This window comes from Alteromonas alvinellae (genome assembly GCF_902705805.1).
Genome location: NZ_CACSIH010000246.1, coordinates 1 through 13374 on the forward strand (window position 1 = coordinate 1; position 13374 = coordinate 13374).

The following is a 13374-nucleotide window of genomic DNA, read 5'->3' on the forward strand; positions in this document are numbered from 1 at the left end:
AAATCAGTTAATTAGGTGCGGAATGACGGTAACATTATGAATACGTATGTTTATTTAAGTTGAGCAATGCACTGGCTATCATTCACCGTACACAAGTAGGCTTTAATTAAGCGCGCTTCGTTAATTAAGTGCGGTTCGCTAATTAGGTGCGCTTCGCTATGAAGCATAAAGAAGGTTTTGAGCATGATAGACAGGAAACAGCGTATAGCACTTGCATGTGCTGGTTTGGCATTTTTCTCGGTAAATACGGTAGCCGAAGTTCAAACAGCGACACTCGAAAAAACAACGCTAAATATTGATACGGATACCAATGACTTCACGATAAGCGCGTTGCACGATAGTGGCTTTCAAGTAACGTATCTTACTGATGATAATGGCACGCCTTACGCAAATCTACCGTCTATGGCGCTTCCCGAGCCCGCGTTGACTGGTGTCACAAACAAAAAAGCTAATGATGTAGAGCTAGTTGAAACTGCGACAACCCTAACCTTAAAACTCAATAATATTGCAGCGCATGTTGATAAGGCGACGCACGCTATCAGTTATTCTGTTAACGGCAAAATTGTCGCGAAAGAGCAAGGCGGACTAAGTATTTCCAGTAACGGCGTCAGCCTGTCGTTTGCGTTAGATGAAAACGAAAAGCTCTACGGCGGTGGCCAGCGCGTCTTAGGTATGGATCGTCGTGGTCATAGCATGCCGCTTTATAACAAAGCACACTATGGTTACACCACGTCTTCAAATCAGATGTACTTTGGCTTGTCGGCTGTGATGTCGTCAAAAAATTACAGCGTATTGTTCGATAACACCGCTTCTGGTGAGCTAGATATTGGCAAAACGAACAGCGACGAGTTGCTATTTAAGGCGCAAGGCGGCCGTGCTAGCTACATCATGGTGTTGGGTGAAAATTTAGAAGATACAGTAAGGTCTACCGTTGCAGTAACGGGAAAGCAGCCGCTTCCACCGCGTTGGCTACTCGGTAACTTTGCGTCTCGATTTGGCTATAAATCACAAAATGAAGTGATGGATGTTGTTGATGCCTTTAATACGCAAGATATTCCCGTTGATGCCGTAGTGCTTGATTTATATTGGTTTGGCAAAGACATTAAAGGGCACATGGGGAACTTAAGCTGGGACGCCGCCACTTTCCCTGAACCCGAGAAAATGATTAGTGAGCTACGCGCTCAAGACGTGAAAACCGTGCTTATAACCGAGCCTTTTATTCTCACGACGTCAAAACAATGGGAAAGCGCCGTTGCCAATAATGCCCTTGCTCAAAACGATAACGGTGCGCCGTATACCTTCGATTTTTATTTTGGCAATACCGGCCTTGTCGATGTGTTCAGTGAAGCGGGTCAAGATTGGTTTTGGCAATATTATGAAAAGCTTGCTGCACAGGGTGTTGCCGGCTGGTGGGGCGACCTGGGTGAGCCAGAAGTGCATCCTGATGATATTCAGCACATGTGGCAGTCTACAAAAGTAAGCGGCGCAGAAGTGCACAATGCCTACGGTCATCAGTGGGCGAAAACCGTGTATAACAATTTAACTGCGCTACAGCCCGACACGCGCCCCTTTGTGCTGATGCGTTCAGGCTTTTTGGGCAGTCAACGGTACGGAATGGTGCCTTGGACAGGCGATGTGAGTCGAAGCTGGGGCGGACTTAAACCTCAGGTAGAGTTGGCACTTCAAATGAGTGTTTTTGGAATGGCGTATACCCATTCCGACTTAGGTGGGTTTGCTGGAGGCGAAACCTTTGATCCTGAGCTTTATACAAGATGGCTTCAGTTCGGTACCTTTTCACCGGTATTTAGGCCTCATGCCCAAGATAATATTGCGCCAGAGCCAATTTTCCACGCCGATCCCGTAAAGTCTATTGCGCGTAAGTTTATCCAACTTCGCTATGACATGCTGCCCTATAACTATTCATTGGCCTTTGAAAATGCGCTTTACGGCACGCCATTAATGCGCCCGGTAGCTATGGCGTACGGTGAAAGCGATTGGTTTGAAAATGCAGACAGTTATCTGTGGGGCGATGGTCTGTTAGTTTCGCCTGTGACGAGCGCTAACCAAACGGTGTGGCCGACCAAGTTGCCTGAAGGCGTATGGTTTGATTTTTTCTCTGATACGAAATACCTAGGTGGTCAAACCGTTAACTACCCGCTAAGCCAAGATAATTTCCCAGTGTGGGTAAAAGCGGGAAGCTTTATGCCAATGGCTGACGGGCTTAGCCGCACAGAGCAGTTTGATGCACGTAAAATAGAAATGCATTACTGGCATGACAATTCAGTGAGTTCATCTTCATATACTTATTACGAGGATGACGGCAAAAATCCAGCGTCTGTTGAAAAAGGCTTGTACACCAAACTACAGCTCAGTGCGTCAGTAGACGAAAAGGCCGCATTAACTCTGACGCTTGATAGCGAAGGCAGCTATATAGGTATGCCTAAGCAGCGAGACATCACTTACATCGTGCACGGTTTAAGCGAAAAACCACAGAGCGTTTCAATCGACGGCAGGCGCGTACCTGTAATGTGGGATGAAAAAGGGAAAACGCTTTCACTTGCAATTTCTTGCGATTATCAGCAATCTGTAAAGGTAGTGATTATGTGATAATTAAGGGCTGCTGTTCTTTCTTGCACAGTAAAGGTCAGCGCCCTCAAAAGGTTCACTTTGTGTTCAAGGGCATAACTACGCTGTGCCCTCACGCCTAAATCGGATGTCTTTCTACTGATATCAGCCATGGAGCCTAAATGAGCCGACTTCCTGCCACCATCGTTATTTTCGCTGGTTTTTTTCTAATTGGTAAATTGTTTCTTCTGTGGGGAATATTACTGCCAGATATTGCAGCCGATTTGCAAATGTCTGAAGTAGTCAGTGGCGCACTTTTTTCGCTTTTCTCTGTAGGCATGATGTTAGGCGCTGTGATTGGTGGCAAGTATGCCAGTCGCTTCGAATATATGCCGCTATTAGCCACGTTATTCAGTATGAATACGGCGCTGTTGCTGCTTGTGTCAGTGCTTACCGCTTGGCAATGGTTTTTGGTGTTAGCGGTATTAATAGGTGTGGTGAGCTCAACAATATTTACTATTGGCCACACGCTTATTGCACGAATGTACGCAGAAAAGCGTTTTACTATGATGGGCTTAATGGACTTTATGTTCAGTTTAGGTACGTTTGCTGCGTCGTTCTTTGTAACACTGTTATATATTGTTGACCACAACTGGCGATTGCCTATTCAGGTGTTGGCAGGCGTTATGATTGTGCTTTCGTGCTATGCATTCATTGCGGCGCGTTCTCAGGCGAAAGTGCTCAAAGGTCAACCTAAAGCGCCTAAAAAGACGCTGGCATTTGGGGTCATCATCAAGCAACCTGTTTTTATATTTCTAACGCTGCTCACTTTTGGCTATGGCGCGGTAGAGTTTGGTAACGCGAACTGGTTTGTGAGCTATGCGCAAAACGGCTTAGGCTTTACTGGCGAACAGTCGAGAAACCTACTGGCATTTTTTACCGCTGGCATGGTGATCAGTCGTTTGACCTTTCCATTTTTACTGCGATTTGTATCGGTGCATCGCATGATTGTCATCATGGCGACAGCCTCACTAGCGGGTGTATTCGCACTAAAGCTAATGCCTTCTTTTTATGGAATTGGCGCTGGTAATCTAATGCTTGGTTTAGGGTTAGGTGGCCTGTTCCCATTAGCTTTGTCAGCGGCAATGAATATCGACAGCGACAACGGCCCTGTGCTTTCCGGCATTTCTATTATCGGTAACTCAACTGGCGTACAGGTCGCTTCCTTTTCGACTGGGCTGTGGGCGAATTTTGTGCCCCTTACCACTGCATTTTGGGTGATACCATTAGGTGGATGCGTACTGTGGCTTGCTTCTTATGGTTACAGCAGAAAAATTAAATACCACAGAAGCTAGAGAACAAGCGGCTGAGAAACCTATAAACAGCGCAATGGAAATTCTTAGCTACAGGAACAATGTACCGCTGCGAATAACCTAAAATCCGCTGCGCTATTTCTTTTCAGGTAGTTCAGAAAGGTATGGCAAATAAAACTCGGCCACTAGCCCTTGCTGCGGATGGTTTCTTAGTGTTACCTCACCGTCATGGGCTTCTACAATTCTTCGAATAATGGCAAGTCCTAAGCCTGAGCCTGACGAGTTACGGGCCTTATCGCCTTGCGCAAACGGCATGAAAACGCTATTGAGTTCATCTTCAGGTATGCCAGGCCCAAAATCACGCACTTTGCAATACACACGCTTCTCATGACGATTGTAAAAGCTACTAATGGCAATTTCTTCAGAGCCATATTTAAAAGCGTTTTCGATAAGGTTGTCGACGACGCGTTTCATTGCAATTCGTCGCAATGACAAGGGGGGAATAGTGTTGAGCTTGAGTTCGATGTGGTGTCTATCGTCAAGGTGTCGTGCTTGTACAAGCTCAGCGATAATCGCGTTCAAATCGGTTTCTTGAGTGACTTCTTCGGTGTCGTAGCGGGCATAGTCAATGAACTGATCGATGATGGCGTTCATGTCTTCTATGTCATTAACTATGCCGTCTTTTATCCAATCTTGATCTTCTGGCAGCATTTCCGAGGCAAGGCGAATGCGAGTAAGCGGCGTGCGCAAATCGTGAGAAATACCCGCTGTCATGATATTTCGGTCATTCTCAAGTTGCTTGATCCCCTGATTCATGCGGTTAAACGCTCGAGTAACCTGAATCATTTCGGTGCTGCCTTGCTCGCGAAGCGGCGCCGGGTGTTCACCTTTACCCACCGCTATTGCTGCTTTTTGCAGGGCAGACAATGGGCGGGTCATGCGTCTTACAAACAACCAGCCCCCGGCCACACTCAATATGCCAATTACCATTAAGTACATAGTCAGAGGGGATATATTTGCTTCGTTAAGTCCTGAAATAGGAATAGAGATCCACGTATCTGGGTAGCGGTTCAGGGATATCCACACAATGTATGGCGCATTTTCGTCACTGGCCTGCGTGGTGGTGCTAATGCGCACATCTGCAAGCTGCCGGAGCTGCTCGCTAACCTGAGAAGAAATATAGCTATAGTATACGGCGCTCTCCAATCCATTCTGTTTGGCAACGCTTTCGTCAAAAACCTGTACCTGGGTTTTTTGAAAATAGCGGTCGCGGGTTTCCTGGTTAGTCACCAACAAGTCGTTGGCGAGCACAGATTTAACTTGGGTGGCCAATAAGCTGTTAATTTGTTGGTAGCTGGGCTGAATAAAGTAATAGGTAACAGAGATGTAGGACACAATCTGATTAATAAGCAACAGCACGCCAATAAGCATGACGGTTTGGCCAAATGCACTTTTGGGAATTAAACGCATAAATTGCCGTCGCTTTGAATCATAAGCCAGTGTTTGGAATGGCAGTAGGTAAAAGCATAATTAGGGGTCATGAGTAAACATACTTCACTTGCGCACTGGCCAAGACGGTAGAGCCCGTCGTATCCATCATAGGTGCTAAACTTGTTCGCCATCAGGCACGAATACGTAGCCCAATCCCCACACGGTCTGTATATACCTAGGGTTGGCAGGGTCTTCTTCAAGCATTCTTCGTAAGCGTGAAACCTGAACGTCAATGCTGCGTTCTAAGGCGCTGTAGTCGCGACCACGCGCTAGGTTCATTAGTTTGTCTCGCGACAATGGCTCGCGGGGGTGAGTGACCAGAGATTTCAATACCGCAAACTCACCGCTAGTCAGGGTAAGCGGCGTATCACCATCTGTCATTTCTCGCGTGGCAAGGTTCAGTTTGTAACTGCCAAATTCCACAATTTGCACATCTTTAGACGGCGCGCCCGGCGCTTCGCTGCTGCGTCTGCGCAATACCGCTTTAGCGCGTGCTAGTAGCTCGCGTGGGTTAAATGGCTTAGGCAAATAATCGTCTGCGCCCATTTCAAGGCCGATAATACGGTCAACTTCATCGCCTTTTGCAGTAAGCATAATAATGGGCATGTCGTTTTCTTGCTGGCGCAATCTGCGGCATATAGACAAGCCGTCTTCGCCAGGAAGCATAAGGTCCAAAACCATTAAGTGAAAATTCTCGCGCTCAAGCAGTCTGTCCATTTGTTCTGCGTTAGCCGCACTGCGAACTTGATAGCCCTGCTCGAGCAAATAGCGCTCTAATAGGCTGCGCAGACGCATGTCATCATCAACAACGAGAATTTTAGAGGTTTCCTGACCCATACTCATACCTTTCGTTTTACTTTTGTTTCACTATAACCACAAGATGTGAAATACAAAAGCGAGAAAAGCGTAAAAGGCAGGGGATGTTTGTTACAAATAGTGTCTAGGGCCTGTTGCTCTTTTATGTACAGCAAGATTCAGTAAAGACCCAGCAAAGGCCCAGCAAGCTTTAGAGAAAAGGAGGCAGTTAAGCATTTCTCCTCCCTAAACTTATTGAGAACTGCCGTTGATTACAAGCTGTAAAAAACGTAGGCACTGCAACAACACATCAGCAGTTCAAGTTGTAATCCTTAAGAGGCGCTAATCAAAAGTGACGACGTTAAGGGCTTTTGTTTGCGCCGTTCCATTAAGCGTTTCTAAATATAACTGCGTTATAGCATCAGCTCCGCGGTGCGATTGCTCATAAAACTGATCGCTCACTTTCTCTGCGAAGCGTTTCCATGCACTGGCGTATTTTGCCAAAAAGGCCTCGTGCCCCCATTCATGTTGGCGCAGTTTCACGCGAGCTGGCGCGAAAAATATCTCTGCATTGAGCAATTTGGGGTTGGGCTTCTCTTGGGCTTTCCAATCTGTCGCACCAATGAGTGTAACGTCGCTCAGGCTGTCGCCAAGCTGCTTGGTAAGGTCATTAATCAACGTACCGTTGGCAGCGAAATCAAGCAGCCAGTAGCGCGCATCGCTGCTTTTACTGCTATTGCCTTCGCTACTTAGGGCTGAGAGTTCGTCATAGCTATACACTTCATCGTAGCAACCGGACGCTTTTACCATATCCACATTGGACGTAGAGGTTAACCCAACCACCTTATAGCTTGCGTTTCGTGACGCTTTTTGGTCTTTAAGCAGTTGCGCCGTACCCAGCGCGGTTTTACTCGAAGCGCTCGACAGCAGTAAGATTTCACCTTTTGCTTTCTCTGCCACATAGTCATCAAGCACAAACGAGGTCATATAAAGGGGTCTGAAATTTAGCTGCCATGCCTCACGGTCTTTGTTGTAGCTAGGGTCCGCTGCACAGCGTATATATTGGTCGTAAACGGGACTAATACTCTTACGTTTTTCGTGGATGTCTGAAAAACCGTGAGGAGCAACTTTTCCGGCCTTTATTACCCAATGGCTAGCCATAGGCAGGTAGCCGAACACCTTTTCACCTACTTTGATATCGCTATGACAAGACGCCTTAACGGTAGCAAAGCCCCAAACGGGCACAATACCGAAGCCATGTGCTTCATCAACGTCATTATCACTCTTTGCAGGGAAAAAGCCCCAATAGCCCATTTTAAAACCCAGTGCAGCATATGTGATGTTGTTGGCAGAAAAGCCAAAGCTGTCTGTCTCAAGCAATACTTCGTCTTGCTGTAAGTCGCTGATGTTTATATCGCGGGAAACAACGTTAGTGTTGGCAAGGTTTTGCTGGTCTACCCAAATTTGTTGGCTTTTAATTGTGGTCATAATAGGAGCCTGCTGTGTCAAAAACTAGGTCGAGAAACTAAATCAAGAAAGATTCCGAATAGAACCTAGATTGACGCAGGGCATGAGCCATTACGACTTACTGTTTTAAATATATGCCTATAGAAGCGATGTATATTGGGCTTACTCGTCGCTGCTCAACCAGTCCATCTGATGACCAGCTCTGCGCTTTTTATTTAAGATGTCTTCAAGGAGCGGAGTTAAAATGAGCTCCATGGCTAAGCCCATCTTTCCGCCGGGTACAACCAAGGTGTTGATGCGAGACATAAACGCGCCGTCGATCATTTGAAGTAAGTAAGGATAATCAACATTCTTCATTTCTCGTCTGAAGCGCACTACAACAAAGCTTTCATCTTGGGTGGGAATTTCACGAGCGCTGAATGGGTTCGAGGTATCAACGGTAGGTACGCGCTGAAAGTTAACGTGAGTGCGAGAAAACTGTGGCGTGATATAGTGGAAATAATCATCCAGCCCCCTCACTATGCTGCTCATCACGGCTTCGCGGGAATGGCCGCGGTCAGTGGTGTCGCGCACAATTTTTTGGATCCACTCTAAGTTTACAATCGGTACCATGCCAACGAGCAGGTCTACGTGTTTTGCGACATCATTTTCTTCAGTTTTTACACCGCCATGTAAACCTTCATAGAACAGCAAGTCAGTGTTTTTGGGTAAATCTTGCCAAGGTGTAAAGGTGCCGGGCATTTGATTAAAAGGCACGGCTTCATCGAATGTGTGAAGGTATTGTCTAAACTGTCCTGTACCCGAGCTGCCGTATTCCCTAAACAGGGATTCCAGTAGCTCGAAGTCGTTGGCTTTAGGGCCAAAGTAGCTGATATGTCTGCCTTGTTCTTGGGCTTTGCGAATTTCCACTTCCATTTCCGGGCGGGTAAAGCGGTGAAAACTATCGCCTCCTACAACCGCAGCATTAACACTTAAGTTCCTGAAAATATGACGTATAGCGTTGGTCGTGGTAGTAGTACCCGCGCCAGAAGAACCTGTTATAGCAATAATAGGGTGTTTTACAGACATAGGAATTCTTTTTGGAAATGACGGGTACTAGTTATAAGCTGATGTGAGCTAAGAATCAAGGGGAGGTATAAGCGCTTACCACTCGATTCTTGGGAGTTGCTTTCGCTCCAGCCTGCGTATAATCAATCATCTAGCCGTTTGTGATGGTGCTGCAATAGGCGCACAATTAGCTTTGCCTCTTCTTCGTCTAAATCAAGAAGTGCGCGAACATGTTCAAGGTGGTGTACGTCGTGCTCACTAAGCTTTCCATCGTCCAATACGCTTCTTACCGTGTCTTTAAACCGGTCGCGCTTTAACTGCATTTGGGTGGTATAGCTTGACGATAAAATGCCTGCGGGCAGTGCATAAAAGCAAATGCCCAAAATGGTAATAAGCCCGCCAAATACCTTGCCTAACGCTGTAACGGGAACGGCATCGCCATAGCCTACCGTAGTGAGCGTGACCAGAGCCCACCACAATGAGGCAGGAATACTGCTGAAAACGTCGGGTTGGGCGGTGTGCTCGATATAGTAAATGCAGGTTGCCGCAATGACGGTAAACAGCAGGAGTACGCTGATTGCAGCAATAAGGCTATGAGATTCGTTGCGCAAAACGGTGACAAGGGTTTGCATTGAACGGGAATAGCGCCCAATTTTCAAAATTCGCAGCACCCTAAATATTCGTAAAATACGTAAATCAAAGGCCACGAACACGCTTAGGTAAAAAGGCAAAATCGCCATTAAATCGACCAGCGCCATAGGGCTTTTTATATAAGCCCAACGCTTTTGCCAAGGCGTAGTTTGTTCGCGGGAAGGGCGATTCGGCGCCGAAGCGCTGCTGTATAGGCGAAGCAAGTACTCAACGGTGAATATCAGTACCGACACTATTTCGATAATATGAAGCTCATGCTGCCAAACAGCAGGGATGCCCGGTATGGTTTCTAGCATCATGGCCGCTACATTTACGATAATTAGCGCGATAAGAAATACATCAAATATTTTGCTGAGCTTTTTGTACTCGTGAGCCTCGCTGGCAGGCGCAAGGATGTGATAGCACGCGTTTTGAAATGACATAGCCATGGTAGTCAGGGAATGAATGTCCTTTTTATACCAATTACCGTTGCAAATTGGTAATGCTTCTAAAAAAGAAGGAGGTGTTCGGCGCTATTTTCAAGCGCGGATGGGGTCAAAACGTGGTAGTTTAAAATACAAATAAGCAAACAAAGAGCGTATCCAATTGAAAAGTGCAAAACATTTAGGGTCAGTACTAACCTCGGCACTGCTTGTGGCTATGTCTGTGCCCACAGCACAAGCTAAGTCTGACAGCGTACTTTTTTCATCAACGCCACCTGTTATAGATGGTGTAGCCAATGACGCTGCATGGAAAGGGGGCGATTGGCATGATATGACGTCGCTTATGTGGGGCTCGGCTCCTGAGTCCGGTGATTTTTCTGGTCGATATAAACTGCGATGGAACAAGGATGCGCTGTATCTGTTGGCAGAAATACAAGACGATCACCTCTCAGATACCTATGCCAATCCCCTTGAACGTTATTGGGATGATGACTGTTTAGAAATTTTCATTGATGCAGACGCCTCTGGTGGCGATCACTTTAATAACTACAATGCGTTTGCCTATCACTTAGCGTTAGATAATCAGGTTGTTGATATAGGTCCAAACGAAGCAGGAGAGGCTGTACCACAACTCTACAATGATCACGTAGAGAACAAATGGCAGCGAGATATATTGGCGCCTTATAAGATTCATTGGGAAGCAGCGGTGCGTGTGTTTGATGACAGCTATCAGTACGGGAAAGACAATTCACCAGTAACCTTAAAAGACGGCATGACACTGGGCTTTATGCTTGCCTATTGCGATGCAGATGGCGGCGACAGAGAACATTTTTTAGGTTCCCACGAGATAACCCACGCAAACGGCGATAAAAACTTGGGGTATAAAGATGCGTCGGTGTTTGGAAAGGTGAAGCTGACAAAGTAGTGAACCATAATTTGTCGCTACTTTACTTGATTGACTTGCTGCGCGTAATTAGAGGGAGTCGCAGAAATGCCACTCCTTTTTAACCTGCAAACACTCTCCTTGACTAAAAGCCATGCCATTTGGCGATAAATAAATGTGCTACAGAGCTCGTCACGCTCTAGCTGGTTGAGTTAATTGGCTTCGCCTTCCTGCTTACTCAGATCTAACTTGTCCAGCACTGCAAGTTTATTAAAACTGATCATCTCACGTATTTCTTTTCCATATTCATCGCCACGCTCAGAATACTTCCCTAAGCCATAGCTAAGCGCAACCCCGGTGACAGCCTTGTCTTCTTCACGTAAGGATTGGCGAATGTTACGCAATGGTTTGTAAGCATCGTGGGTGTTTAAATTTAGCATGTAGCTTTCTACTGAGTCGGCAGGCGAACGGAAATCAGCAACTTCATGATTTTTGTCAGTGTCCCGCGATTTTGGAACGATACCGCAGCCCTTAGAGAAGCACCACTGACCAAAAAAGTTGTTCCCTAATTTTGCAAAACGAGAGGTACCCCACGCACTTTCATTCGCTGCTTGTGCAATTGCTAACGACGCAGGAACAATGTCGGCACGCCTTAACAAAACCTCGCAGGCTGACTCCTGTTCAAGGTCAGCATCGTCAACACGAAACTTTGTCAGGAACTGGTCTAGATTGTCTGCTTCATCCGCGTCGCAAGAACTTTGAATTTGCACTCTATCGGTGGCTAGCTCTTTGTTCACCTCGACTACAATAGGAGTGAAATACTCAAAAAATGCTGCTTTTCGGTCGGGGCCGGCGGCATAAGCAGTAAAGTCTGGAGCAGATTCTTTGGCAAAAAAGGCGAACCACGCTGCGGTACTCGCCGCTACTGCTACAAGCAACACAGCTATAAGTTTAGTGTTCGACATCAGGTGATACCTCTTTTATTAGAATGAAATAATACGCTTTTTAAGCGGACTACCTGAGCTTATTAAATCTCGCCAAGTGGTTAATCATCTATGCGGATTGATACCAATACCATACAGGTTCTTGTATGCGCTGCAACATATGGAGAAGGTCAGTAAACTAAAGATTTATAATGTATACAGTACTATCGGCAAGTACCAAATCAGACTCAATGTGAAATTCAATACCTTATTGCTTATGTAATGAGCGCGAGTTTTCTTTTGTGTTGAGCGTTAGTATCAGGTTAAGCAGTGATATGTAGCTGGGAAACTACGATTTCTGCTTTTGCTGCACGTTAGCATGGTGAGTAAGTGGTAAGAGTAAAAGTGGGGGGCGTAGAACTCACACCCTGGTTTTATGTAATTATGTAAGAACGCAGCGTTAAGCTGCGTTCATTTAGCACTTTCTATGAGGCTTTCGGCTACTTGGCTTCAGCTTCACGCGCAATTGCACGGTGTGCAATATCAGTACGATAGTACACATCTTTAAACTGAATGGTCTTAAGCAATTCATACGCTTTTTGCTGCGCTTCGGTAACGTTGTTACCCAAAGCTGTAGCGCAAAGTACGCGGCCACCTGCGGTTACCACTTCGCCATCTTGAAGGGCAGTACCTGCGTGGAAAACCTTTCCGTCTAACTTAGCAGCTTCTTCAAAACCAGTAATCACGTCGCCTTTATCATAGCTGCCTGGATAGCCGCCAGCGGCAAGCACAACACCTACCGACGCGCGCTCATCAAACTCAATCGTTTTACCAGCAAGTTCGCCTTTGCACGCTGCTTGGCAAAGTGGAACCAAGTCAGACTTTAAGCGCAGCATGATTGGCTGGGTTTCCGGATCGCCAAAGCGACAGTTGTATTCGATTACCTTTGGAGTGCCATCAGCCATAATCATAAGGCCAGCATATAAAAAGCCAACGTAGTCGTTGCCTTCAGCAGCCATGCCGTTAACTGTTGGCATAATCACTTCCTGCATAATACGGTCGTGAATGTCCTGCGTTACAACCGGAGCCGGAGAATATGCACCCATTCCGCCTGTGTTCGGCCCTTTGTCACCGTCAGCAGCACGCTTGTGGTCTTGGCTGGTGGCAAAAGGTAGGACGTTTTTGCCGTCTACCATGACAATGAACGACGCTTCTTCACCGTCTAGGAATTCTTCAATAACTACGCGGCTGCCGGCTTCGCCAAACGCGTTACCTGCCAGCATGTCGCGGATAGCGTCTTCCGCTTCTTCAAGGGTCATCGCAACAATAACACCTTTACCCGCAGCAAGACCGTCAGCTTTGACTACAATCGGCGCGCCTTTCTCGCGAACATAGGCAATAGCTGGGTCAATTTCTGTGAAGTTTTGGTATTCAGCCGTAGGAATATTGTGTCGAGCTAAAAAGTCTTTGGTAAAAGCTTTAGAGCCCTCAAGCTGCGCGGCAGCTTGAGTGGGGCCAAAAATCATTAAACCCGCGTTTGTGAACGCATCAACAACACCTGCAACTAGCGGCGCTTCTGGGCCTACAATAGTAAGCTCAACATCGTTACCTTGAGCAAAAGAAACCAAGCCAGCAATATCATTTACATCGATAGCCACGTTCTCAAGCTTAGGTTCTGTAGCTGTGCCGGCATTGCCAGGTGCTACAAATACTGTTGAAACATCAGAAGACTGCGCTGCTTTAAACGCTAGCGCGTGTTCGCGGCCACCGCCGCCAATTACAAGTACGTTCATTAACTGTTCCGTTTTGAGTGTTTA

General features: G+C 46.5%; 10 protein-coding genes. 3 read left to right on the plus strand and 7 right to left on the minus strand.

Annotation, left to right across the window (positions count from 1 at the left end; translation table 11 throughout):
• Window positions 1–183 precede the first annotated feature (183 nt).
• Together ACX5KA_RS19280 and ACX5KA_RS19285 are read left to right on the plus strand one after the other, a co-directional pair.
• The gene (locus ACX5KA_RS19280; protein WP_458731972.1) at window positions 184–2607 is read left to right on the plus strand and encodes a TIM-barrel domain-containing protein; all 2424 of its coding nucleotides are present in this window, start codon (window positions 184–186) and stop codon (window positions 2605–2607) included.
• Window positions 2608–2747: 140 nt separating this feature from the next.
• Window positions 2748–3920: an MFS transporter gene (locus tag ACX5KA_RS19285; protein WP_039221488.1), complete on the plus strand. Its 1173-nt coding sequence runs from the start codon at window positions 2748–2750 to the stop codon at window positions 3918–3920.
• Window positions 3921–4013: 93 nt separating this feature from the next.
• Here the strand turns inward: ACX5KA_RS19285 and envZ are convergent, their stop codons facing one another.
• From envZ to ACX5KA_RS19310, 5 genes are all read right to left on the minus strand, one after another.
• A complete protein-coding gene (gene envZ, locus ACX5KA_RS19290) occupies window positions 4014–5348 on the minus strand; it encodes a two-component system sensor histidine kinase EnvZ (protein WP_039221491.1) in 1335 nt (444 codons plus the stop codon).
• A 135-nt stretch (window positions 5349–5483) separates the two neighbouring features.
• The gene (gene ompR, locus ACX5KA_RS19295) at window positions 5484–6206 is read right to left on the minus strand and encodes an osmolarity response regulator transcription factor OmpR (RefSeq protein ID WP_039221496.1); all 723 of its coding nucleotides are present in this window, start codon (window positions 6204–6206) and stop codon (window positions 5484–5486) included.
• Window positions 6207–6506: 300 nt separating this feature from the next.
• Window positions 6507–7652 carry a DUF2855 family protein gene (locus ACX5KA_RS19300; protein ID WP_458731973.1) on the minus strand — a complete coding sequence of 382 codons (1146 nt, stop codon included), beginning with the start codon at window positions 7650–7652 and terminating at the stop codon, window positions 6507–6509.
• A gap of 141 nt (window positions 7653–7793) precedes the next feature.
• Window positions 7794–8699, minus strand: a complete 906-nt coding sequence (locus tag ACX5KA_RS19305) for a phosphoribulokinase (protein ID WP_458731974.1) — start codon at window positions 8697–8699, stop codon at window positions 7794–7796.
• Between the two features lie 122 nt (window positions 8700–8821).
• Entirely contained in the window at window positions 8822–9757 is a 936-nt protein-coding gene (locus ACX5KA_RS19310) for an ion transporter (protein ID WP_458731975.1), read from the minus strand.
• A 157-nt stretch (window positions 9758–9914) separates the two neighbouring features.
• Between ACX5KA_RS19310 and ACX5KA_RS19315 the strand changes: the two genes are divergently transcribed.
• A complete protein-coding gene (locus tag ACX5KA_RS19315; protein ID WP_012520114.1) occupies window positions 9915–10676 on the plus strand; it encodes a sugar-binding protein in 762 nt (253 codons plus the stop codon).
• Between the two features lie 170 nt (window positions 10677–10846).
• Here ACX5KA_RS19315 and ACX5KA_RS19320 read toward each other — a convergent pair whose 3' ends face one another.
• Together ACX5KA_RS19320 and purD are read right to left on the minus strand one after the other, a co-directional pair.
• The gene (locus tag ACX5KA_RS19320) at window positions 10847–11599 is read right to left on the minus strand and encodes a glucosaminidase domain-containing protein (protein WP_458731976.1); all 753 of its coding nucleotides are present in this window, start codon (window positions 11597–11599) and stop codon (window positions 10847–10849) included.
• 458 nt (window positions 11600–12057) lie between these two features.
• A complete protein-coding gene (purD, locus tag ACX5KA_RS19325; protein WP_458731977.1) occupies window positions 12058–13350 on the minus strand; it encodes a phosphoribosylamine--glycine ligase in 1293 nt (430 codons plus the stop codon).
• Window positions 13351–13374 lie beyond the last annotated feature (24 nt).